Below are 24,536 nucleotides of genomic sequence, written 5' to 3'. Positions count from 1 at the left end.
CACGAGTAAGGTCTTAACTGAAAAATTTGGTAAATTTCTCTACAGGTTCCCGAGGTGTCCGGTATTGGTTGATTGCTGCCTCCCGGTCTTCATAGCCCAGGGCCACACCGCAGAGAAGCAGGGCATTGTCGGGATAGCCAAGGGTTTGGCGGACCAGATTTGGATATTCTGCCAGTGCGGCTTGGGGGCAGGTGGCAAGGCCCTCGTCGAGAGCGGCAAGCATCAGCGATTGGAGAAACATGCCGTAGTCGATATAGGAGCCGGTGGCAAGGGATGAATCGATGAAAAACAGCAGCATTACCGGAGCGTCAAAGGCCCGGTAATTGGCGACCCATTGCATCCGGCGCCGCTTTCTGTCCTGACGTTCGATTCCCAACGCCGAATAGAGCTGCATTCCGCAACTGGTGCGTCGTCCGCTATAGGGTACGGCCCATTTTTCCGGGTAGTAATGGTAGTCTTTCGTTTCCTGTTCACCCTTGTCAAAGGCTGCAATCATTCGTTCCTGCAATTCTTTCTTCTGTTGTCCTGAGACAACCGCAACCTGCCAGGGCTGGGTATTGGCGCCGGAGGGGGCGTGCCTGGCAGTCTCGAGTATACGTACGATTTTGTCCTGCTCAACTTCTTTGGTGAGAAAAGCCCGGGTGGATTTCCTGTGGCGAATAGCTTCTGAAATATTCATGGCAGACCGTCCTTTGAGAGAAAAATTCATGCAACTGCTCATACCTTAGGAGTTCTCAGGTCGGTTGCAAGTGTCTATTTCTGAAGACAAAGGGAGGCCGACAGGGGCTCATGACCGGTTCTGCCTGCCATATAGCAGGCAGAACCGGTAAAAAGACACGCCGGGTACTGCAGAAGACGACTGCTTATTTCACAAATGAACCGAAGGTGGGGAGAACAACCCGGCCAAAAATGTGATTGTTGACGATCGCGCCAACCATGTAGACACCAAGCCAGCCAGTTGCATAGAGCAGATAGCCAACGACCGGTTTCAGCTCAGCACCGATCATGCCCATGTCGAGGCCGACAATAATCCAGAGGGCGATGTCCAGCAGAAGGACAATCAGAAAAAGTGGTTTTGGAGCTTTAAGGTACGCAGGGGTGACAATGGTGAGGAAGGAAGCTCCTGCGGCCCAGCAGAAGCCCTCTACCATCGGTTCGGGTTTGACCGAGCCGATCATGCCCGAAAGCATCAGGTATTTAGCCATGACCGAGAGTGCCGCACCAAACATGAAAAAGGCACTGAAAAAGAGGAAAACATTGCCACCTGTCATGTTGTGATCTTTCAGTTCCATGACAGCAACGGTGTATTGCACTATTCCACCGCCTACCAACCAGGCAGCCAGGAGTGGCAATCCGCCAAGTCCGACTTTACCACTAAAGACAGCTCCAAAGCCAAAACATGCAACGGCGAGTGCGCCCAGACCGGCAGGTCCGGGTGATACGAATGAGTGGTCCTGTGACATCGCAATACTCCTTTCATGAGGTTGTGGGTGTTGAAGTGACGAGGCCTTACGGCAACGTCCCATCATGTTTCTGCATCAAAAGCTATGGTAACAGACACTTCCCAAACTAACTGGACATGTTGCGTGCATTTCGAGGATCACCGCCGCCGGCCTCACCTGCTTCTTTGCGCCGGCATCAAGTTGATCTTTCACTACCTTGTATGTATGATCAAAGGACCGAATCCGAGCGACCGCTCGATCGGAAATGCATATTACAATCTTTCTTTCGGTAATGCAATGTCCGGGAATAAAAATTACCAAACCAATGTCGAAACATGATGTGCCAGCATATCATGCTGTATTATCAAGACAATCGGTTATGAGCTGAAAAAAAGACGAGGAATAATCTGAGAATCTCTAGGTTTTTAACTCAGCTGAAATTGGTAACTAGGTGCAAAACCTAGTACCGATAGGGAAAATTCGCAGATGAAATTCAGCATCCAGCCGATTGCGACTAACCATTGAAATCCTCTATGCTCTTCTCACATGCACGGACAGAGCCTGCAGGTCCTTGACCCGCAGGAGAGGGAAGAATACCTACTTTGGAGGAATGCACAGTGGACTACGATAGAGCATATAACAGCCGGTTGATGACAGCCAGTGACGCAGTTGATCTGATCAAGTCGGGGAACTGGGTTGATTATGGATGCTTTCTGGCCACCCCTATCACCCTTGACCGGGAGCTGGCCAAGCGGGCGGGTCAGATTGAGGATGTCAAGGTTCGTTCTCTTGGTTTTCCCGGGTTGGCAGCTGTGGCCAAAGCAGATCCGGAAGGTAGAAGCTTTCGATACAACAGCTGGCATTTCACCGGTGCCGACCGAAAATTGCATGACCAGAAGGTCTGTAACTATATTCCTCTGCTCTATCATGAAGGACCGGGCTATTATGAAAAGCACGACATCACAACCGATGTTATGCTGCTTCGCACGACGCCCATGGACCACAAGGGTTTTTTTAATTTTGGTGTATCAAACTCTTTCACCAGGGCCCAGATCAGTGCCGCCAAGCAGGTGATCATCGAAATCAACGAGAATATGCCCTATTGCTACGGCGGCAACGAAGAGCAGATTCATATTTCCGAGGTGGATGCCATTGTTGAAAGCAACCACGAAGAGATGTTCTGTCTGCCCGAGCCGGCCATTTCTGATATCGACCAGCAGATTGCCGAGATCGTCGTTTCGCAGATCGAAAACGGCTCCTGCCTCCAGCTGGGCATTGGGGCCATGCCGAACGCCATCGGCAAACTGATCGCCAGCTCAAATCTTCGTGATCTCGGGGTGCATACCGAGATGCTCTGCGACAGCTTTGTTGATATCTATGAGGCGGGCTGCATTTCAAATCGAGGGAAGAAACAGGATGTGGGCAAATTTGTCTACACCTTTGCCCTTGGCTCAAAAAAGCTCTACGATTTTATCGACCATAATCCATCCTGTAGCAGCTACCCTGTAGACTACACAAATCATCTCAATAATATCGCTGCTAACGACAAGGCCATTGCCATCAATAACGCACTCGAGATTGACCTCTTTGGTCAGGTCTCATCCGAGTCTTCCGGTACCCGCCATATTTCCGGCACTGGCGGCCAGCTCGATTATACGTATGGCTGCTATCATTCAAGGGGCGGCAAGGCGCTGATCTGCCTCTCCTCAAGTGTGGTGGACAGGGATGGTACCCGTAAATCGCGGATCCGGCCGTTTCTCGAGCCTGGAACCATCACCACCCTGCCGAGGGTTATGGTCAATTATGTGGTGACCGAATACGGGATGATCAACCTCAAGGGTAAATCGACCTGGGAACGGGCCAAGGCGCTTATATCCATTGCCCATCCTGAGTTTCGTGACGAGCTGATGGAACATGCTAAACGTATGAATATCCATATGTAGTGAATTGATACGTTATCTTGGCAGGTTATCTTGCGTTGTCGAAATTGAGGGGAAAGGATTGCTTTGGTACTCAGCATCACATCCTGGTCTCGCCCACCTCACAAGGGTTCCGGACGATCTTTTCCCTTCATTTTGAATAGAGTCAGAGTGGCGGAAGTTTTTTTCCGCCACTCTGGTTATCTCTTCTGTATGGATAGTTTGAGTTTTCAACAACACCAAAGCCATTTCTGACGAGGAGTATGACAAACGCTTTTCCCAGCAGCTGTTTTCTGTTAGACCTTTGTTTGAGGTATTACGAACGTCCCGGACCATGGGCAACACTTTACGGTTCTAACCGCTGGCAGAAGATGCCAGGTTGCCCTGCCCGAACAGGCATGGCCTTTTGCTGAGGATCTACACGATATGTTTGCCGGAACACGGATTCGCCACAAGCTGCTCATCTACTATTCCCTGCTCTTTTCCCTTTCTCTTCTCATTGGTTTTGGCACCATCTATGTTGTGACTCGCGATACCATCGAATCAAATATCGAGAGTGAGCTGCACAACACCACCACTGCTATCTATAACCTGGTCCGCACCTCTGCCACTGTCTCCATCAAAAATTACTTGCGGGGTGTGGCTGAGAAAAATCTGGAAATCCTTTCTTCCATCCATGAGCGCCAGGCGCAAGGGTTGCTGAGTGAGGAAGATGCAAGACGTCAGGCTGCCGATATTCTCCTGAGTCAGACCATCGGCCAGTCGGGCTATATCTATTGTCTTGACGGTAATGGCATCGTTGTTGTTCATCCATCAGCCGATCTGCTTGAGACCGACGTCTCTGAATATTCGTTCGTGAAAGATTTGATAGTGAAAAAACGGGGCTATCTCGAGTACGAATGGAAAAATCCGGGAGAGCAAAGTGCCCGTCCCAAGGCGCTCTATATGATCCATTTCGAGCCTTGGGACTGGTTCATCGCCGTCTCCTCCTATCGTGAGGAGTTCAAGGGACTGGTGAATGTGGATGATTTCAAACAGAGTGTCCTCGATCTTAAATTCGGTAAAACCGGCTACGCCTTTGTGGTCGACAATGAGGGCACGGCAATCATCCACCCCTTACTGGAAGGGCGCAACATCCTGACAATCGGCGGGATACCGAACGAATATCTCGCCTATATTCTACAGGAGAAAACCGGCAGAGTGGTCTATCCCTGGAAAAATCCAGGGGAAAGCAAATCCCGCCAAAAGCTCTGTATCTTTAACTCAATCCCCGAGTATGGCTGGATCGTCGCAGCCTCCAGTTACTATGAGGAGTTCTACGAGCCACTCAGGACCATCGGCTTGGGGGTACTGATCACTTTTGCCATTACCATGCTCTTTGTGCTGACGCTGACGTTTAAGATCAGTGAGTCGATCACCAGCCCTCTACAGAAGATGATGGTTCATTTCGAGAATGCCAGCAAAGGGGATTTCAGCCTGCGCATGGCGGTGGACTCAACAGATGAACTTGGCCAGTTGGCAGGATACTTCAACAGGTTCATGGAGCAGCTCGCCGAATACAGCAGCAACCTGAAACGGCAGATTGCCGTGCGGCAGGAAACTGAAAATAGCCTCAGGGTGAGTGAGGAGCGTTATCGTTCGGTAATGGAGGCGGCAGCCGACCCTATTGTTATTTATGATATGGAAGGGAGAGTGACCTATTTCAATCCTGCCTTTCAGCAGGTCTTTGGCTGGACATTGGACGAGCGTATCGGCCAGAAGATGGATCACTTCGTTCCTCAGGAGAACTGGCCGGAAACTATCACGATGATTCATGCCATCCAGGAGGGCAAGGTGCTGCCGGCCACTGAGACTAAACGCTATACCAAAGCCGGCGATATCAGAAGTGTCTCCATTAGTGGCGCGGCTTTTCGCGGGGCAGACCAGCAGCTTGCAGGCAGTGTCGTGATTTTACGGGATATCACCGAAACCCAGCGGCTCACCAAGCAACTCATGGATATTGGCGACACGACCCGGCAGAATATCGGTCAGGATTTGCATGACGACCTCTGTCCTCATTTGATTGGCATTGGCGGTCTGACCTCGGCCCTGCAGATGACCATCCAGGAGTCAAAAGGTGAAGGGGCTGCCCTTGCGGAAAAAATTGTCAACCTGATCGGAGAAGCGACGAACAAGGCCAGGAGTCTTGCCCGCGGGCTTTGCCCGGTCCATCTGGTGTCCTACGGGCTGCAGTCGGCATTAGAGGAGATTGCTGAAAAGACAGAGCAGGCATCAGGCATACGTTGTACTTTCAAGGGAGATGAGACCCTCACCTTTGGTGATAACACCCTTGCTACCCATTTTTACTATATCGTCCAGGAGGCAGTGAACAACGCGGTCAAACATGCGGGCGCGACGGCTATTGACATTTCACTTTCCCAGGATGGGGAGTATACTCATCTGTATGTGGTTGACGATGGACACGGTATGGTGGAGAAGCCGGAAGGAAAGGGGATTGGTCTTCGGATCATGCAGTACCGGGCATTGGTAATCGGGGCGTATTTTGAGATTACCAGTCGCGAGGGAAATGGCACTATCATCCATCTGTTCATGAAGCGGCCTGAAGAGTAATGATTTGAACGCATCTCGATAACCCGGAAGGCATCATTACGGAGAGAAGAATGGCCACACCCAAAAAAATCAGGATACTGATTATTGACGATCATCCCATCTTCTGTCTTGGGATGAGCGAGCTGATCAATAAAGAAGCCGACCTGGAAGTGTGCGGCAGTGTTGAGCTGATGAAAAAGGCCCCCGAGGCCATTAATCGACTCAACCCCGATCTGGTCATTGTTGATATCTCCTTGAAAGATGGCAACGGTATTGAGCTGGTGCAGGAGCTGAAAAAGGAGTACGAAGGGCTGCCGATGCTGGTGCTCTCCATGTACGATGAGTCGCTTTACGCTGAGCGGGCACTCCTTGCCGGTGCCAGCGGTTATATCATGAAGCAGGAGGCGATCCCTCAGGTGGTCAAGGCGATCCGCAAGGTGCTGGACGGCGATATTTATGCCAGCAACACTGTAAAGGAAAAGGTTTTCAAACGTTTGACCAGTCAGCAGACCGCCGATGCAAAATCACCCCTTGATATCCTTACGAACCGTGAACTCGAAGTGCTGCGGCTGATTGGCGAGGGCTATTCCACCAAAGAGATCGCCGAGAGACTCCACCTCAGTATCAAGACAATCGGCACCTACCGCGAAAACCTCAAAGAAAAGCTGAAACTGAAACACTTCACCGGCCTGGTCAAGTTTGCCGTTCATTGGTCGAACAAAATAATGCAGTAGAACTATTTGGGGGAAGGCTGTGAGGAGGGTGGTGCATCTTCCTGGGCGGAATGGAACAATAACCGTTCATCGCCGATCATGCTCGCGACGATCTGGTTCCGTCCGTTTTCCTTGGCGAGATAGAGATTCCGGTCGGCGGTCATGACGAAATCCTGAGGCGAGATGATATCGTCATGTCCTTTGGTAACTATGCCGAGGCTGATAGATACATGATCGGCAACCAGGGAATACTGGTGCACAATATTGAGTTCGTTGACTTTCTGCAGGCAGCGCTGGGCGACTTCCTGGGCGGCATACATATCCGTCTCCGGCAACAGCAGGACAAATTCCTCACCACCATAACGGGCGATCAGATCTCCCGGTCGCCGGAGAACGCTGTCAAGCGCCCTGGCGATTTTTTGCAGGGCGGTGTCGCCCATGGCGTGACCGTAATGGTCATTATACTGTTTGAAGTAATCAACATCGGCCATGGCCAGAGAGAACGACGTGCCGTTGCGGGCTGATCGTGCCCACTCCTTCTGGAATACCTCCTCAAAACGCCTCCTGTTTGATATTTCGGTCAAACCATCAAGATAGGCCAGCTGGTCGAGAAGCTTGTATTGATGAACTATGCGCAGCTGGTTGCGGAGACGCATTTTGACAATGGGCGGGGAGAAAGGCTTGGCAATATAATCTACCGCACCAAGCAACAAACCGCGTTCCTCATCCTCTGTTGAGTTGAGGGCGGTGACGAAAATCACGGGGATATTTTTGGTCTGGTCATCATTCTTCAGAATTTTGATGACTTCATGGCCGCCCATTTGCGGCATGACCACGTCCAGAAGAATCAGATCCGGCGGTGTATCGCTGAAAGCAAGCATTAATGCCTGTTCACCGTTTCTGGCGAGCATGGGTAGGTACTCGTCCTTTAAGAGGTCGGCCAGCACTTTCAGATTGATTTTCTCGTCATCAACGATGAGAATTCGGGGCTTTTCGTTGTTTCGCATTCTTAATTCTGTCGTTTTTTGGTGATGCGAGTCAAGATGTTTTCGGCAATGTCTGCAGCTTTCTGATATTCTATATCATCGATCAGAGAGGAAATTTTCCTAAGTTCTCCATCAATTCCTGCCCCGGCAAGCAGTTTTTCCACCTTGCCGATTTGATCCTCCGCCATAAGTTCGCCCCGGCGCAACTGCTTAATGAGGATGCAAAGCGATTCTTCTGCTTCCGGATTATTTATTCTCCATTTATTCCCTGCGACAACAGGCTGCCCTGCAGGTTGATCAGCCTTGAGGTCGGGAAGCGCTGCGAGTGAAGCGAGAGTTTCTTTAAGGACAGCGATAAAATCAGTAAGAGACTGCACTGCTTCTTGCTTTAGATCGTTGCGGAGACCATCTTCCAGTGCAGCGGCCGTTTTTTGTAGCGAGGCTGAGCCGATATATCCGGCAACCCCCTTTACCGTATGGGCTTTTATTTGTATTTCATGCCAGTTGCCAGCACTGGCCAGATCGCGCAAAGTGGCCGGCAGCGAACTGTAGTCTCTTCTGAAATCATGAAGGATCTTGAGAAAGAGATCAGTCTTGTTATTCAGAGCCTTGAGCGTGGCAGTCTGGTCAATACCGGGTAAATGTGGAAGAGGTGGGTTGCCTGTCTTGGTCGACATCGGATGCTCCTGTGAGTCGTCGGGTGTCGGCTGCCGTTTGGGTATCCATTGAATCAGGGTTTGGTAAAGGGCTTCCGGGTTAATAGGTTTGGTGATGTGATCGTTCATTCCTCCAGCCAGACATTTTTCCCTGTCTCCGGTCATGGCATGGGCCGTCATGGCGACCACCGGGAGATCCCTGAACCGGTTATCCCTGCGGATGCGCTCTGTGGCTTCCAGGCCGTCCATCACCGGCATCTGTAAATCCATCAGTACAAGATCGTACGAGTCACAGAGCAGGGCATTCAGGCATTCCCGACCGTTTGCTGCCACGGTGACGGCCATGCCCGCATCCTCAAGGAACTCAGTTGCCACTTCCTGGTTGATGATGTTGTCATCCACCAGGAGAATCCGGGCCCCGCGGATGTTCTCAAGGCCGTTGACCTGGTTACTTTGCCTACCGGCATAGGGCTTGGAGACTGTTTCAAGGCCAAGAATTTCCAGTAAGGTATTGTACATGACCGAGGCGTAAACCGGTTTTAACAGGAAACCGTCGAGGCCCACCCGACCAGCTTCGACAAACGCCTCTTCGCGGCCATTGGCTGTGACCATCAGCATTGCAGGAGTCTTGGCGAAGGCAGACCGTGCCTTGATACGCCGTGCTGTCTCAATGCCGTCAATACCGGGCATCATCCAGTCGAGCAGGACGACATCGTATGGTTTTCCCTGCTCCACCGCCTGCTCCATGGATGTGAGAGCCGATAGGCCGTTGTCGGCAGTTTCCACGGAAATGTGCAAAGATGATAACATAGACGAGAGAACTTCACGGGCGACCGCATTGTCGTCAACGACAAGCGCTCGGAGCCCCTGGAAAAATTGGGGAGAGCATGAGCGATGTTGTCCGTCGCCTTCTATCACTCCTGCTCTTACAGTAAAGATGAATTCTGTTCCCGCCCCTTCTGTGCTTTCCGCCCAGATTTCACCTCCCATCAAACCGGTCAACTGTTTGCATATGGCGAGTCCGAGCCCGGTACCTCCATACTTTCTGGTGATGGAATCGTCGGCCTGGCTGAAGGCTTCAAAAATATTGTTCAGCTGCTCTTGCGGTAGACCAATGCCGGTGTCCCGGACCGAGAAGCGAAGGGTGACACCATTCTCATCCTGTGCGGTACAATCGACTGCAATGACAATTTCTCCATGGTCGGTGAACTTGACTGCATTGCCGGCCAGATTCATCAATACCTGTCCGAGACGCAGAGGATCTCCTTTCAGATGAAAGGGAATTTCAGGTGCTATCCTGAACAGAAATTCCAATCCCTTCTTTTCAGCCTGCAGTCCCACGACGCTGGCGATATTGCCAAGAATATCCTCAAGGTTGAAAGGCACTTCCTCTATTTCAAGCTTGCCGGCATCGATTTTTGAAAAATCAAGGATATCGTTGATGAGTCTCAGCAGCGTGTTGGCGGAAACAAGAAGTTTCTGTACATAGTTATGCTGTTTGGGTTCAAGCGGAGTCTTTTGCAGGAGGGAGGCCATGCCGATAATGCCATTCATCGGTGTACGGATTTCATGGCTCATCCGGGCCAGAAAGTCACCTTTTGAAGCATTGGCAGCCTCCGCCTGTTCTTTGGCCTGGATCAGCTCGTGCTCCATCTGCTTCTGGCGGGTCATATCCATCGCTGTGAAGAGGTAGCCGACTACCCGTCCGACCGGATTATAGAGGCTGGTGATGGAGAGACTGACCGGCAGGTGGCTGCCATCTTTCTTGACATAGATCCACTCCTGGGCGAGGCTGTATTTCTGTTTGACGAATTGATCAAAGACCTCCATTCCTTGCAGGCTTTGACCTTCGATTCCGCTTATCATCCGGCCGTAATGGTCAAGCTCTTCAGGGAGATGAAGGGAAAGAATATTACGGTTGCTGATCATTTCCGTCGGTTTGTAGCCGAGAAGGGTCGAAGCTCCGGTGCTAAACAGCTGTATCGTGCCGTCCAGATAGGTTGCGATGATGGACAACTGGGTGGCTGCATCGAGAACAGCTTGCCGCTCTGCATCGGCGATTTGAAATCGATGCAACATCTGCTCTGTCTGCTCGAACTGCTTGACCACAAAATCAGCCGTTATTTCAGAGGCCTCTCTGGTGACCTTGAGTTCGTTACGCAGCATTTCAATTTCGAGCTGCATTTCCCGTCTGCTTTTTTCCATCAGGTAAGACCCTTCAAGCCATGGGCCGCGACTGTAAGAGAGATGTCGGCGGCATGTTCGATCATCTCACTTGTACATTCACCCTCAAGGCCAACAAGCATAATCTCTTCCGGCAGTTCTCCGTCGCATACCCGTGGGAGCACCGCCAAAAGATAGGGTAACCCAGCTCCATGATCAAAATGCAGCTGGCTGGTGCTGCCGAGTATCTCTTCATGCTCTACTATTACAACCCCACTGGAACCTTTGAAACCTTTGACCGCATCGACAAAGACAACCCTTCCGCCTGTCTCGAGCAGGGAGAGAAGATTTAAACCCGCCAGTCCACCTTCGATCACGGTAATCCCTTCCGGTATTTCCGGGCGGTTCTGGAGTCGATCAAAAACAAGGAGGCCTGCTTCGTCACCTGCGACAAAACGGTTGCCGATACAGATGATCGAGGCCTTCAACGGTTAAGTCCCATTTTCAGGATACCCTGGCTACTCCCCTTTTGCAGGCAGTGCACCGCGCACACCAGGCAGGGATCAAATGATCTGACCACATGTCCTGCCTCCACCGGATTCTTGATGTCACGTATCGGTGTGCCGATCAGTGCTTCCTCCCAGGCGCCCCGCGCACCTGAAGCGTCTCGTGGGGAGCCGTTCCATGCGGAGGGGGTGATGATCTGATAATGGACGATTTTTTCATCCTCGACCTTCAGCCAGTGGCCCAGGGCGCCGCGGGCCGCCTGAATCAATCCGGCTCCTTCACCATCGGGGATAGTCGTTACTGAATGGTAAAAGCTCTCTTCACGTTTGTTCAACAGCTCGTTGACCCAAATGGACATCGGTTGAAGAAGGTGAGCGGGGCGGACCAGGCGGGCAAGTTCCCGGACCAGGATATTTGGCCCGTTCTGTTTGATCATGTCTATAAACAGCGGATTACCGTCGATGATCATTTCCGCGAGTGGCCCGGTTTCTACGACCTCACCATTATATCGCGGCGCCTTGATCCACGAATAAAGTTCCCCGCTCTGCCCCGAGGCATATGGTTTGGTTCGACCGGAAAAAGGGTGGGCTGGTGCTGATCCCTGCTCGTACCAGGAGTGTGAGAGATCTTCGGTGACTTTCTCCGGGTCAAAAGAGGAGACATCAGTTGCAGAGGCGTAACCGGCTCTGTTCATCCGGCCGTCGTGGCCCTGTACGTCAGTCTCTACAGGTAGTGGGAAATTACCAAAGGAGAGATAACGGTTGGGACCTCTGCCAAAGGTGTCGAGATTTGCTTGTCTGGCAAAGCGAAGGAAAAAGCCAACCTCGCTCTCGCGGTGCGATTCTTTCTCCAGCAGCCAGCCATGCAGGTCTTCTTCGCTTTCTATTTGCTGCCAACGCTCGATGGGGCAGCCAAGAATACTCCGTTCATACCAGGTACGGAACCGGTCAATGATGATCCGGCATTGCAGGATTTTCGAGATTTCCGGGATCGAGGTTACGCCCCCCGGAACCATAAAGGATGTGTGGGGCCATTGTCCGCCGATTATGGCCACAACCTGCAGCAGCCGCTTGCTTTCCCTGATCACCTCGATTGCAGCTCGTCCAGTCAACGGACTGTAGCGATTGCACGCTTCTTCACTCAAGGGGTGGTCGTGATACCGATTCTGGTTGGCAAAATCGGCCATGAACATCAGCACGGCCTGGCGTATATCACTCTGGATGGTTTCGACCATCAGGGCAAGGTTACGAAGACGGCGGGCGTTGTCGGGAGGTTTGATGCCGGTTATTGCATCCAGGGCCTCGACTGCAGCAGTGAGGTGCGTCAGGCTGCAGATGCCGCAGACCCGTGGGGTTATAACCAGACCATCCAGTGCGCCTCTGCCCTGCATCATTGCCTCAAAGCCTCGAAACATGGTGCCGGAACTCCAGGATTCTGTGACAACACCGTTATTCACCTCGACCCGTATTTCGAGATCACCTTCGGCACGATTGAGTGGGATGTTGATGCCTTTCGCTGTTTTCACCATGCCGAAAATGTCCTTTGTATTATGAAAATGTGGTTCAGTCCTGTTCGTGCTGTATCTTTCAGGCTGGTGGAGTGCTAGCCAGACAGCCCGCCTGCTTCTGCAATCATTACACCTTGGAGCTTCGTTTCTTCAGATGATCAGGGGCCGCGGCGGCGGCCATGCCTTTATAGACCATGTAGTGGGCTCGGTTAACCCCCATGGGGAGTGAGAGAGGAATACCCTCGATATTGGGAGTTTGGAAAAATGGGGTTTTGCGCGGAAACTCCGGGTCGGTGCAGCCGAAACACGGCACACCCGCTCTCGGTTTTGACGAATGCTGGTTCCATAGCAGCTTGTTGCACGGCCCGGGTACCAGGGGACCGGCGCAGCCCATGTGAAAAAAGAGACAGCCCATTTCACCGAAATCGGATTCTTCGACCCGGTACTCGTGGTATTCGTTACGGGTGCACCCCTGATGCACAGTGGTGCCATACCACTCAAGGGGGCGCTGATAACTGTCCAGCTCCAGTGTTACACCATTTGAGGCTGAGATGATTGCGCCTGCGATAACATCGTGATGGCAGGGGCAGCCGGCAAGGTTAATCACTGGCTGGCCCGATTTGGTTATGAAGTCCTTTTCGAGAAAACCGCCACGTTCCTTTTTGGAAAACTGCAGCCCCTTGGCTTCAATGATATCATCGGCGCCAAAGCCTCCGAAAGATGCGCAGGTTCCTACTGCAATCACCACCTGAGCCTGGGAAGCGAGGCTGTATACCAGTTCTTTCTTAGGATGGCCGTCTTTGGTGTGGAACATGCCGGTGCCGGCCGGGCCGCAGATGACGGATCCCTCAACGAGCAGGATATCGAGCGGCTGCTTGCCGGTGATTATCGCTTCCTGGAGTTCTTCGTGGTCATAAGGAGAAATATTGGAGAGCGAGGCATGCCAGAGCAGTTGGATGTTCAAGGTTCTGAACAGCTCGATGACATCCGGATATTCGCTACTGAGAAACGAGAATGTATCACCACCGCAACCACCGCCTTGCAACCAGTACGCTGTCTTCAACTTTCTCTCCCGCTGTATTTTGTGAGGCTGAGGCGTGGAAATTGCGCGAGCGTGCTGATTATCCTGCCCCGTTCACCAAACAGTATCGAGGATACGGTTGGTTATGTCAACATCAGTTGTCCGGTTATGTGACAATTTCCATCAACGGAAAATTTCTTGGTCTACTAAGAGGGGAGATGATCGTGTAAACTGAACATGTAGATTGATTGGAGCTAGGATTTTACTGAGCTTCCTGCCTGTCCTCAGCAAGCGTATCAGCCAGTTTTTCGATACTGGCGTGGATATCTTCTATTGATTCTTCGTGGGCCAATTCAATTTCCTCCAGTTCGATATTGGGATTGAGGGTGGCGGTGAGCGGCGATGCGGTCATGATCACAAACTCACTTCTCTCTGCGGGCTTAGCGGAGGCACGGCGAACATAGACATACAGTGCGAAGACGGCGACAACGCTCAGCATAACTCCAAGGCTGCCGTAAAACGACTGTGGTCCGAAAACGTCCATGGCCATGGCAGTCAGGGGTGAACCGAGGGCGGCGCCGGTGGCACTGAGCAGCACCAGGGTTCCACTGGCTGCTACCATCTGTGAGGGCGTCAGAAAATCGTTGGTATGGACGCTGCAAAGGGCATAGAGGGGAGTGGTCAAACCGCCGATTGTCGCCACCAGCGCCAAAAGTGGTAAACCGGTGGTCGCATGATCCATTGCGAAGAACGATATGCCAGCACCAAAGACACAGCAGCAGATGATAACCCTGCGGCGGCCGAATGCGTCGGACATCCAGCCGAGCGGGTACTGGAAGATGAAACCACCGAGTACGAATGCTCCCATGAAAAAAGAGACATCTTTGACGGACATGCCAGCTTCTGTGGCATAGACTGCACCCATACTGAATATCGCTCCGTACATCATACCGTTGAGCAGCATGCCGAAAACACCGAGCGGAGCAACCCGGAAGAGCTGAGAAATCGAGACGTTTTCCATCGCCTCATACTGAGGCGCGCGGGTAACCGAAAGCAGGATGGGGATGACGGCAAGGCTGATCAGGAGCGAGGTGAGGACAAAGAGATCGAACCCTGATGGGGAAGAAAGATTTAACAGCAGTTGACCGCCTGCTAATCCTCCCAGGGAGATCAGCATGTAAAAGCTGAGCAGTTTACCCCGGGCATTGTTCTCTGCCGCCTCATTCAGCCAACTCTCTGCAACTACATATACGCCCGCGTAGGAGAAACCGGTAATGAAGCGCATGGCCCACCATACCAGAGGGTCGACAAAGACGGCCTGAACCAGAATAGATGTGGAGGCCAGGGAGGCGAGGGCGGCGAAGGTACGGATATGGCCAACTCTGGCAACCATCTTTGAGACCATGTTGCAACCAAAGATCAGACCGAGAAAGTATCCGGACATGACCAGGCCAATGACGGTTGTAGAGAAATTCTCCAGCGAGGCCCGGACACCGAGCAGAGTCCCTTGCAAGCCGTTGCCCAGCATAATGAGACCCATGCCAAGCAGGAGCGCCCAGCAGTTTGTGATTATGGAAGACATCCCTTCTCTTTCACTCCATCATTAAGGCATCAATTCTGTGCCGGTCGGTCGCAACAAAATTTTCCGTGTGGATTTTTTCTAAGTCCATCTTACTCCCGAAAGGGAACTGGTCAATACCTTAACTCATGTCTCTTTTCAAACATAAAAAGTACATGAGGCAGTTAGGTGTATCGGGGTAGTGACGTATCTACAGGGAAAACGGCGATAAAGGAGAGGGTTGTCCAACGGTGCTGCTAAAGGTCAGCACCGTTGGACGACTGGCAGAGGAGTGCGATTATCTGACTTTGAAACGAGAGACCAGCTTTTGCAACTGGATCGAAAGGTCTGCCAGAGACTGGGCGCTGACCTGAACCTTGCCGCTGCCTTCCTCGACAGAGGACGACTGCTGATTAATTGCGGCAATCTCTTGGGTAATGCCGGTCACCACCATGGTGGACTGGGCTACATTTTCGTTGACCTCACCAATTCCCTGGGCTGCCTGGGAGATGTTGCCGGCTATTTCCACCGTGGTTGCCGATTGCTCTTCAACGGCGGTGGCGATGGTCGCTATCATCTCATTGATTTCCTGGATAACCGTCGAAATCTTCTCGATATCGGTAATCGTTGAGCTGGTGGTCTGCTGCATCTCACCGATCTGGTTTTTGATATCGACGGTGGCTACCGCGGTCTGCTTTGCCAGTTCCTTGATCTCGTTGGCGACAACGGCAAAACCCTTTCCTGCTTCACCGGCTCGAGCGGCCTCGATTGTGGCGTTTAAGGCGAGCAGATTGGTCTGGTCACTGATATCGGTGATGGTTTCCGTTACTCTGCCGATCTTGGTTGCCGAATCGCCGAGTGAAGCCATTTTCTGGGAGGTGGCATGTGACTGCCTTACCGCATTGTCGGTAATTGCTCGGGCTTTCTCGGCATTCATGGCAATTTCGTTGACTGTCGCGGTCATTTCATCGGTAGCTGAGGCGACCATCCCTACGTTGGCAGAACTCTCTTCCATGGCAGCGGAGACGGACTGGATGTTGGTACTCATTTCTTCTGCCGATGCGGCAACCGAATCGGCTTTTTCCGAGGTGTCGCGGGCCACTGAAGTGAGATGAGCGGAAACGTTGGTCAGGTCTGAAGATGAGCTGGAGAGAGTCTCTACCCCGGTAATAACTTCCCGGATCATGCTCCCCAGTTCGTTGACCATGCGATTGAGTGAGCTGGCCATCACCCCGATTTCATCACCCTGTTGAATGTCGAGCTGCCTGGTAAAGTCACCGCCAGCCATGACCGCAGCAAAATCGGCAGTCTTGCGAACCGGACCGGTAATTGCCCGTGTCAGAAAAAAGCTCACGACGCAACCAAACACCACGGCGATGAGCGAGGCGATGATGACGGTAAGCGTTGCGGAACTGCTGGTAGCACTCAGCTTGGTTCCCAGTTGATCCTGTTCCTTGACGTACGTGAGTTTAATTTCTTCGGCAGCGGCCGCAATCTTCGGTCCCAGAATGTCGAGGGTTTGGTCAATTACCTGGTTCCTGCTGTTGGTCAATTCCACCATGCGGTCAAAGGTGGCTGTATAGCCGCCGATCTTTCCTTCGATATCATCGACGAAAGTTTGCCAATCAACGCTTAACAGGGAGCTGCGCAGTTCTTTGAGACTTGCCTGGAATTCCCCGAGTCTCTTTGTGACCTTGTCAACCTCGTCCTTATTATTGGTTTTCAGAAAACTGTCGATATCGAGCCGGGCCAGAAGCAAGAGGCGCAGAGAAAGTCCAGATTTGTAGCCGGTACTGGTGGCGCCTGTGCGGGCGGCAGTGGCCATGAGTTCACTGAGGGTAGCTTCCATCGCCTGCCCGCCGCCATCGAGATCTGCCAGTGAGGTGTCACGTTCGGCCTTGAAAGCCACTATCTGTTCAAATGCCGAATTGTAGGACGCGATATCTGCATCCATGTTATCGAGATGTTCGCCCAGCTTCGTATCCTTAATGGAATCGTGGGCTGAGGCCATAAAGCCGCTCATCTTTGCGTAGGATTGTTTATATTCCTCCACTGCCTGTTCACTGCCGGAGTTGATGAAGTCCTTTACGCTCATCTGCATGTTCAGCATGTTTGCCTGAACTCTGCCGATCAGGTTGCTGTTCAGGGCGATCCGCTGGTATTCCTCGGCACCGTTATCAAGGGTGGCGATGCCTCGCCAGCTAAAGACCGAGACCACAACGATGAAGAGGATAAGGACTCCGAATCCGACACCAATCTTCATGGCCAATTTCATACTTTTCATCATTTGCTCCATCTTGCTTGCAGGTTGAAGGTCTTGCGAATCGTGGGGGTTTTCAAAATCCTGACACAACATCAGAGACTATAGCCGAAACGGTAACAGGAATTTAAGAAAAAAATTATAGATCCGAAAAATAGTTTGGCCTATCAATGATTTGCATCATGAACAATTGCCAATTTTGTCGCAGAAGGACAAGATTGTTTGTTCCTCGCATATTGATGGATTGATGAGGTTTTTCACAAACCGAAAGTGTATTTTCCTTCTGGATATATGGCCGTTTACACCTGGGTAAATTTTATCCACCTGGTGAGAGGATCTGGGTAAAGATGAACCACTGACTTCTCACAAATTCCAGAAGGATTGTCATGAGTGGGTGAAGTTTTATCTTTGGAATGATTAGATTTTATTAATAGAACAGTTGCCTGGGGACGATTGGCATGTGAGTTGCTTTTGTTCAGCAGATCAGACAGTTGAAGAAGTTAATAACGTTATCTCACAATGCATTCGACAATGAGGAGTTACAATGAAAGCAAAAACCATGTCCACCACCCCGGTAATCGCTCTTTTTATGATTATTTCCATAACCGGAGTATTCCTTCTGTTACATATTGGCAGTGGCAGTATGAAAACCATTCATGAATGGTTGGGACTCGCCTTTGTCGTGTTCGGCCTACTCCACGCCGGGGCCAACTGGCATCTCATGAAACGCTATTTTGGTGGTTTAAGAGGTGCGGCCATTGGCCTTATACTTGCTGTCACCCTGGGTTATTCTGTATTGAGCCCATCATCTGAGCATGGTGGACCTGACAGAGCAATCTTTGGGCTGGTCATGCGGGCACCACTCACTACTGTCGCCTCGCTCTATGGCCAGGAGGTGAATTCTTTAGCTGAGCAGTTACAGGCAAAAGGCTACATCATCGCCAGTGTCGATAATACGCTTGAAGAAATTGCTGCCCAAAACAATACCAGGGCTTTTGAGGTCATGAATGCTCTCGCTGAAAATACAACTCAACGAGCCAAATGATCATTTCCCATAGCCTGCCAGGTGTCTATGGAGATGCATTCCTGCCGTCATTGGGTACGAGCGAGATACTCCCCTGGCCAGTCTGCACGGCTGATAATAGAGGATGGTTATCGCCAGTGGGGAGGCCAATCAGTCAAATGTCGCGAAAAATAGAGTTCAAGACCATCCTCCTCATCGATATGGGAACCTATCTCGGCAAACTCGAGCGAACGTGCCATTGCGAGGGAGGCTGCATTGCCTGGGCTGATCGAGAGAACAAAACTACGCTGCTGGTGGTACTCAAACGCCCATTTCATTAATGTGCATGCCGCTTCTTTGGCGTATCCTTGCCGACGGAAGTTTTCTCCCACTGAATAACCGAGCTCTACCCCGTCGGCAGCAATATCCCGCAGGTCTTCAGGGCCTGGGCGGGAGTGGAAGCCTATATGGCCGCACATTGTCTGCGATTCGCGAAGGACAATGGCCCGCAGTAGCCAGGGATGCTCTTCGGGGATGTGATGGAGCTGCTCCAGACGCATGGTGAGCAGCGATCTGCTGAGCATGAGTTCTTTCGGAATGTGAAAACCGCCAATGTTTTCTGCGATGTGCAAATCGCCGATTAGCATTGCTTCCATAAACTCAGTATTCAATAAGATCAGTTCCAGTCGTGGGGAGGTGAGACGATGCAAAGTGATTTCCTTTCTCGGGCTGACGCCTTCTTACACCAGGTAACCATTACGGTGCGCTTTCTCGGGGTCCGGGAAGCGGCCCATGCCGGTGGTCAGGTTGCCAAAGCCGAACTTTTCGTAAAACTTCTGTTTTCCCGGAACGACATACAAGAGAGACAGCGATCCTTCCGGCAGCTTTTCCAGGATGGATTGCATGATCAGTCTGCCGACACCTTTGCCCTGATATTGCGGGAGCACCACAATGTCATAGATGGCCGCCTGATATTGGCCATCGGATATCGCTCGGCCAAAGCCGACCAGTTCATTGTTCACATAGGCTGAGCAGACGACGTAGCTGTTCTCGGCGGCCTTTTGCATTTTCTCTGGATCTCGTTCGCCGAGAGGGGCGAGGCGGATCAATTCGCAGAGCGCTGGCCAGTTGAGGTGTTGTGTGCCGAAACGTATCTCGATTGTCATGATTACTTGTGCTATGAGCACCAATATTTGATTGTGTTAACTACTTGGTGGAGTCTCGATGAGATTGTCTTCAAATAACCCATTTTCTAAAATGAAGCGATCTCCATTTGCAATTCACGCTTTTTCATTCGCCTCTAGGTTTTCAACCTAGTCCCCTTCAGTTTTTTTAGCAGATACAAATAGGCTCCCTGCCGATTGTCTGACATCACTATTTCACCTATGCTGGCTTCAGTTGTTTCGTCGAGGAAGGGAAACGTTCCCTTTTCCCGGCATCCTTCAAGAAGTTACTCAGTGCAGGTGATGGAAGATGTTCAGGTCAAGCGTCAATCGCGACATACTCAGCCCGGTCTCTTTGCTGCAACGTAGCGCCAGTGTCTACCCTCATAAGGTTGCCGTGGTCTATGGGGAGCGCCGCTATAGTTACAGCCAGTTTCAGGCTCGGGTCTATCGGCTGGCCAATGCTTTACTTGAGAAAGGGATCGGTGCAGGCGACAAAGTCGTCTTCATCTGCCCCAACACTCCACCGCTGTTGGAAGCCCACTTTGGTGTGCCGTTGATCGGCGCGGTACTGGTCTGCGTGAATACCCAGCTTGGTGCCGATGAGTACCGTTATATCATTGACCATTCCGATGCCAAGGCGCTCTTTGTCGATAATGAATATGTCGCTCAGGTTCATCCGGTTATCCATTTACTTCCAAGGCTTTCCCTGCTGGTCAATATCTGTGAATACTCCTGTTCACCGTTGTTGAAAGGACCAGAGTATGAATCGTTTCTTGCAATCGGTGATGAGACTGCGCCTGATGTTGCAGGGATCAGCGACGAAAACGCCATGATCGCTATCAACTACACCTCAGGCACCACCGGCAAACCCAAAGGTGTGATGTACAGTCACCGTTCCACCTATCTCCATACCCTTGGCGAGATCATCGAATCGTCGCTGTCCTCGGATTCGGTTTATCTCTGGACTCTGCCAATGTTCCATTGCAACGGCTGGAGTTTCCCATGGGCTGTGACAGCAGCCGGTGCGACCCATGTCTGCATGCGCCAGTGGCTGCCCAAAGAGATTTTCCATCTCATTGAAAAGGAAAATGTCTCGCATCTTTCTGCCGCCCCTAATGTGTTGCTGCAGATGATCTGCTTTCCTGAGGCCCGTTCCGTGAAACTCCGCCGCCCCCTCCAAGTCATGACCGCCGGGGCTTCACCTTCCCCAGCGATTTTACAGGGCATGGAGGAGATCGGTGCAAACATCTCCCATGTATACGGCTTGACCGAATTGCACGGCCCCCACAGCGTCTGCGTCTGGCAGCGGCCGTGGGTCGATCTCGATCCCGATAATCTTACCCGGATGAAATCGAGGCAGGGCGTGCCATACACTACGGCAATGCACCTGGCAGTGGTTAATCCGGTGACCATGGAACCGGTACCTCAAGACGGTATGACCATGGGAGAGGTGGTGATGCGGGGCAATAATGTGATGCTTGGCTACTACAAGGACGAACAGGCCACCGAGCAGGCTTTCAGAAATGGCTGGTTCCATAGCGGGGATCTCGGGGTGGTCCATCCGGACGGCTACATCCAGATCATGGATCGGGCAAGCGACATCATTTTGCGTGGCAACGATTATATCTCATCCATCGAGATTGAGGATGTGATCAGTCGCCATCCGGATGTGCTTGAGGTGGCGGTGGTTTCGATGCCGGATGTCGAATGGGGTGAGGTCCCGAAGGCCTTTGTCGTGCCCAAACGTGGCTCCAGTCCGAGCGAGGAAGAGATCATCGAGTTCTGCCGGCAGAACCACGTTCATTTCAAAGCCCCGAAAATGGTGGAATTCGGTCAGTTGCCGAAGACTGCGACAGGTAAGACCATAAAGTCCCAGCTCAGGTATCGTGAGTGGTTGGGAATGGGGCAAAGTTGACTAACAAAGGAGAACGAACGTGAGCTACGAATGTATTGTATTGACGGTTGACAATGGTCTGGCAACCCTGACGTTTGACCGGCCAAAGGCGATGAATGCCCTGAACGGAGCGCTGCTGCGGGAACTTTCTTCAGCATTGCAGACTATCGCGGCTGATGAGGAGATTCGGGTGCTGGTCCTGACCGGAGCAGGCGACAAGGCCTTTGTCGCCGGGGCGGACATTAAGGAAATTCAGCATCTCACCCCGCTTGCAGCCCGTCATTTTGCCCAGTTCGGTCAGGCAGTGATCGACCAGTTGCAGCAGCTGCCTATTCCGGTTATTGCCGCGGTAAACGGCTATGCCCTTGGCGGTGGCTGTGAGATGGCTCTGGCCTGCGACTTTATTTATGCCTCAGAGACAGCAACCTTCGGACTGCCTGAGATCTCGCTCGGCATTATTCCCGGTTTTGGCGGAACCCAGCGCCTGCCACGCCTTATCGGCGCGAATCTGGCTCGTGAGTTGATTTTTACCGGCAAATTTCTCAGCGCCGCTGAGGCCAAGGCCATTGGTTTGGTTAACACCTGCCTGCCTGCGGATCAGCTTATGGCCGGGGTGTATGAAGTAGCGCGCAACATTGCCCGGAAGGGCCGTGCATCTCTGCAGACGGCAAAAGAGGCGGTTCGTCAGGGCCTCAACTGTGATCTGAAAACAGGGCTGGCCATCGAGCGGGATGGTTTCGCTCTCTGTCTGGCCAGTTCGGACGCTCAGGAAGGAACCACCGCGTTTCTCGAGAAAAGGAAGGCTGTTTTTAACGGGGGACGGCAAGCGTGAGGAGTGTGAGGCGTCAGGTGTGAAGAGTCAAGTGTGAAGAGCACGACCACATATTCAAAGAGGAGAAACGCATATGAACAGGGTAGTGATTGTAAGCGGATGTCGGACAGCTGTCGGAGCATTTGGCGGGGCCTTACAAGATGTTTCTGTGGTTGATCTTGGTGCGACCGTGTTGCGGGAGACCCTGCAGAAGGCCGGATTACGGCCGGTGTACGGGGCAGATTCTGCCGACACTGTGCCTGGCAGACTTTCCGATCAGCAGCCTATCGCCCTCGAGACCGAATATTCTACCTGGGATGCGGGCCTGGCCGAGGTGGCCATCGACGAAGTGATCATGGGTAATGTCCTGCAGTCTGGTCAGGGGCAGAACCCGGCCCGGCAGGCGATGATCAGGGCGGGAATCAACAAAGAAACTCCGGCTTTTTCCCTGAACAAGGTGTGCGGATCGGGCCTCAAGGCCATCGCCCTTGGCGCCCAGTCGATCATGACTGGTCAGGCCGAGGTGGTGTTGGCCGGTGGGCAGGAGAACATGAGTCAGGTGCCCATGGCGCTGATGAAAGGGCGCTGGGGCTATCGCATGGAGCTGACCGGTGTTGGTGAGGTACACGACCTCATGGTCTACGATGCACTTTATGAAATCTTTTATGGTTATCACATGGGGGTTACAGCCGAGAATATCGCGAAACTCTACAATATCAGTCGGGAGGACCAGGATAAGCTGGCCTGTCTCAGTCATGCTCGCGCCATGACCGGTATAGAGAAAGGTTATTTCGCCGATGAGATCGTTCCGGTGAAGATCAGGACCAGAAAAGGTGAGACCGTAGTTGACCGTGATGAGCGGCCGATGGTCACCAGCATGGAAAAACTCGGCAAATTGCGGCCCGTTTTCGCGAAAGATGGCACGGTGACGGCGGGCAATGCTTCTGGCATCAATGATGGTGCGGCCGCGGTACTCTTGATGAGCGAGGAAAAGGCAAAAGACCTCGGCCTGAAACCGCTGGTTACCATCGAGAGTTTTGCTTCTGGTGGTCTCGATCCGGCCTATATGGGTCTTGGCCCGGTTCCTGCGGTGAAGCGGGCACTGAAGCAGGCGAAGATGACCGTCTCAGATCTTGAGCTGATCGAGCTGAATGAGGCCTTTGCCTCCCAGGCGATCGGCTGCATGCTTGAACTGGGCATCGATGTCGAGAAGCCTAACCAGCTCGGTTCCGCCATCTCCATGGGGCATCCTGTGGGCTGCACCGGGGCACGCCAGATGGTGACGACCATCAACCAGATGCAGCGCGACAATCGCGGTACCGGTGTTATCAGCATGTGCATCGGCGGCGGTATGGGTATGGCCATGGTGGTCAGTAACAGAGGGTAATTGCTGATCAGTAGAACAGCACCGGTATGGCTGGCGGGCCACGATGAGGCCGCTTTGCCGGTGCTCTCTCATCTTTTGGGGCAAAAAAAAATGAATGTAAAAACCTTTGGTGTAATCGGTGCTGGTCAGATGGGTGGCGGTATAGCACAGGTCGCGGCCACAAGTGGACTGTCTGTCATTTTACATGACATTTCTCAGGAGTTTGTCGATCGCGGGTTGGTTGCCATTTCCGCGAACCTGCAGCGCGGGGTCGATAAAGGCAAGATGAGCCTTGAGGAAAAAAAGGCTATTTTAAGTCGCATAACTCCATCCACCAACCTGCTCTCCATGCAGGCGGCTGATTTTGTGGTGGAGGCAGCCTCTGAGAACGAAGAGATCAAATTCAAGATCTTCGCTCAGCTCGATGAGATCTGTCCTGGGCGGGCGATTCTCGCTTCCAACACCTCGTCTATCCCCATTGGCCGTATCGCTTCCCGGACCAGAAGACCGGAGAAGGTCATCGGTATGCACTTTATGAACCCGGTGCCGGTGATGAAGCTGGTGGAAGTGATCCGTGCCTTGCCCACTACTGATGAAACCTATGATATCACCATCCAGTTGGTTGAGAAAATGGGCAAAACCCCGGCTGAGGCCCGCGATTATCCAGGCTTTCTTGCCAACCGGATTCTGTTGCCGATGATCAATGAGGCGATTTTTTGCCTCTATCAGGGAGTTGGTAATAGGGATGCGATCGACAGTGTCATGAAGCTTGGCATGAATCATCCCATGGGCCCCCTGGCCCTTGCCGATTTGATAGGCCTCGATACCTGTCTCGCCATACTCAATACCCTGCATCAGGGGCTGGGCGACCCAAAATATCGACCATGCCCTTTGCTCAGGCAGTATGTGGAGGCTGGGTGGCTGGGGCGTAAGACGGGAAGGGGCTTTTACAGCTATTAAGAGGCTAGAACTCAA

General features: G+C 52.2%; 19 protein-coding genes. 8 read left to right on the top strand and 11 right to left on the bottom strand.

Translation table 11 applies throughout. The annotated features are described in order from the left end of the window. Positions 1 to 13 precede the first annotated feature (13 nt). Both BUF15_RS07430 and BUF15_RS07425 read right to left on the bottom strand, forming a co-directional pair. Positions 14 to 679 (bottom strand): nitroreductase, encoded by a 666-nt coding sequence (locus tag BUF15_RS07430; protein WP_073612880.1) that lies wholly within the window; start codon positions 677 to 679, stop codon positions 14 to 16. A 184-nt stretch (positions 680 to 863) separates the two neighbouring features. Beyond that, positions 864 to 1,463: an acetate uptake transporter family protein gene (locus tag BUF15_RS07425; protein WP_073612826.1), complete on the bottom strand. Its 600-nt coding sequence runs from the start codon at positions 1,461 to 1,463 to the stop codon at positions 864 to 866. A gap of 596 nt (positions 1,464 to 2,059) precedes the next feature. Between BUF15_RS07425 and BUF15_RS07420 the strand changes: the two genes are divergently transcribed. The 3 genes from BUF15_RS07420 to BUF15_RS07410 all read left to right on the top strand — a co-directional run bounded on the left by BUF15_RS07420 (position 2,060) and on the right by BUF15_RS07410 (position 6,684). Continuing rightward, complete coding sequence (locus BUF15_RS07420) at positions 2,060 to 3,385, top strand: acetyl-CoA hydrolase/transferase family protein (RefSeq protein WP_073612825.1); 1,326 nt, start codon at positions 2,060 to 2,062, stop codon at positions 3,383 to 3,385. A 402-nt stretch (positions 3,386 to 3,787) separates the two neighbouring features. Continuing rightward, positions 3,788 to 5,971: a cache domain-containing protein gene (locus BUF15_RS07415; protein WP_073612824.1), complete on the top strand. Its 2,184-nt coding sequence runs from the start codon at positions 3,788 to 3,790 to the stop codon at positions 5,969 to 5,971. Positions 5,972 to 6,021: 50 nt separating this feature from the next. Continuing rightward, positions 6,022 to 6,684, top strand: a complete 663-nt coding sequence (locus tag BUF15_RS07410; protein ID WP_073612823.1) for a response regulator — start codon at positions 6,022 to 6,024, stop codon at positions 6,682 to 6,684. 2 nt (positions 6,685 to 6,686) lie between these two features. Here BUF15_RS07410 and BUF15_RS07405 read toward each other — a convergent pair whose 3' ends face one another. The 7 genes from BUF15_RS07405 to BUF15_RS07375 all read right to left on the bottom strand — a co-directional run bounded on the left by BUF15_RS07405 (position 6,687) and on the right by BUF15_RS07375 (position 17,348). Next, complete coding sequence (locus tag BUF15_RS07405) at positions 6,687 to 7,670, bottom strand: GGDEF domain-containing response regulator (protein WP_073612822.1); 984 nt, start codon at positions 7,668 to 7,670, stop codon at positions 6,687 to 6,689. Between the two features lie 2 nt (positions 7,671 to 7,672). Then, a complete protein-coding gene (locus BUF15_RS07400; protein ID WP_159441244.1) occupies positions 7,673 to 10,489 on the bottom strand; it encodes a PAS domain-containing hybrid sensor histidine kinase/response regulator in 2,817 nt (938 codons plus the stop codon). 20 nt (positions 10,490 to 10,509) lie between these two features. After that, positions 10,510 to 10,956 carry a hydrogenase maturation protease gene (locus BUF15_RS07395; RefSeq protein WP_073612820.1) on the bottom strand — a complete coding sequence of 149 codons (447 nt, stop codon included), beginning with the start codon at positions 10,954 to 10,956 and terminating at the stop codon, positions 10,510 to 10,512. Further along, positions 10,953 to 12,503 (bottom strand): nickel-dependent hydrogenase large subunit, encoded by a 1,551-nt coding sequence (locus tag BUF15_RS07390; protein ID WP_073612819.1) that lies wholly within the window; start codon positions 12,501 to 12,503, stop codon positions 10,953 to 10,955. The genes BUF15_RS07395 and BUF15_RS07390 overlap by 4 nt, the downstream gene beginning before the upstream one ends. Before the next feature lie 106 nt (positions 12,504 to 12,609). Continuing rightward, positions 12,610 to 13,545, bottom strand: coding sequence for an NADH-quinone oxidoreductase subunit B family protein (locus BUF15_RS07385; protein WP_073612818.1), 936 nt, complete (start codon positions 13,543 to 13,545; stop codon positions 12,610 to 12,612). Positions 13,546 to 13,765: 220 nt separating this feature from the next. Beyond that, positions 13,766 to 15,085: an MFS transporter gene (locus BUF15_RS07380; protein ID WP_073612817.1), complete on the bottom strand. Its 1,320-nt coding sequence runs from the start codon at positions 15,083 to 15,085 to the stop codon at positions 13,766 to 13,768. A gap of 274 nt (positions 15,086 to 15,359) precedes the next feature. Continuing rightward, on the bottom strand, positions 15,360 to 17,348 hold the full coding sequence (locus BUF15_RS07375) for a HAMP domain-containing methyl-accepting chemotaxis protein (RefSeq protein WP_234981132.1): 1,989 nt from the start codon (positions 17,346 to 17,348) through the stop codon (positions 15,360 to 15,362). A gap of 517 nt (positions 17,349 to 17,865) precedes the next feature. Here BUF15_RS07375 and BUF15_RS07370 point away from each other — a divergent pair. Further along, positions 17,866 to 18,366 (top strand): DUF4405 domain-containing protein, encoded by a 501-nt coding sequence (locus BUF15_RS07370; RefSeq protein WP_073612815.1) that lies wholly within the window; start codon positions 17,866 to 17,868, stop codon positions 18,364 to 18,366. A 107-nt stretch (positions 18,367 to 18,473) separates the two neighbouring features. On the opposite strand, the gene BUF15_RS07365 is transcribed toward BUF15_RS07370, so the two are convergent. After that, positions 18,474 to 19,034 (bottom strand): GNAT family N-acetyltransferase, encoded by a 561-nt coding sequence (locus BUF15_RS07365; RefSeq protein WP_084553669.1) that lies wholly within the window; start codon positions 19,032 to 19,034, stop codon positions 18,474 to 18,476. 30 nt (positions 19,035 to 19,064) lie between these two features. Beyond that, positions 19,065 to 19,490, bottom strand: a complete 426-nt coding sequence (locus tag BUF15_RS07360) for a GNAT family N-acetyltransferase (RefSeq protein ID WP_073612814.1) — start codon at positions 19,488 to 19,490, stop codon at positions 19,065 to 19,067. Positions 19,491 to 19,797: 307 nt separating this feature from the next. On the opposite strand from BUF15_RS07360, the gene BUF15_RS07355 reads away from it, so the two are divergent. The 4 genes from BUF15_RS07355 to BUF15_RS07340 all read left to right on the top strand — a co-directional run bounded on the left by BUF15_RS07355 (position 19,798) and on the right by BUF15_RS07340 (position 24,521). Then, positions 19,798 to 21,405: an AMP-binding protein gene (locus tag BUF15_RS07355; protein WP_073612813.1), complete on the top strand. Its 1,608-nt coding sequence runs from the start codon at positions 19,798 to 19,800 to the stop codon at positions 21,403 to 21,405. A gap of 19 nt (positions 21,406 to 21,424) precedes the next feature. Beyond that, positions 21,425 to 22,216, top strand: coding sequence for an enoyl-CoA hydratase/isomerase family protein (locus BUF15_RS07350; protein WP_073612812.1), 792 nt, complete (start codon positions 21,425 to 21,427; stop codon positions 22,214 to 22,216). Between the two features lie 73 nt (positions 22,217 to 22,289). Further along, positions 22,290 to 23,582 (top strand): thiolase family protein, encoded by a 1,293-nt coding sequence (locus BUF15_RS07345; protein ID WP_073612811.1) that lies wholly within the window; start codon positions 22,290 to 22,292, stop codon positions 23,580 to 23,582. A 90-nt stretch (positions 23,583 to 23,672) separates the two neighbouring features. Then, on the top strand, positions 23,673 to 24,521 hold the full coding sequence (locus tag BUF15_RS07340; RefSeq protein WP_073612878.1) for a 3-hydroxybutyryl-CoA dehydrogenase: 849 nt from the start codon (positions 23,673 to 23,675) through the stop codon (positions 24,519 to 24,521). Positions 24,522 to 24,536: the final 15 nt, after the last annotated feature.

This window comes from Desulfopila aestuarii DSM 18488 (assembly GCF_900143695.1).
GTDB lineage: Bacteria > Desulfobacterota > Desulfobulbia > Desulfobulbales > Desulfocapsaceae > Desulfopila > Desulfopila aestuarii.
This window is presented reverse-complemented; position numbering and strand designations above follow the sequence as displayed.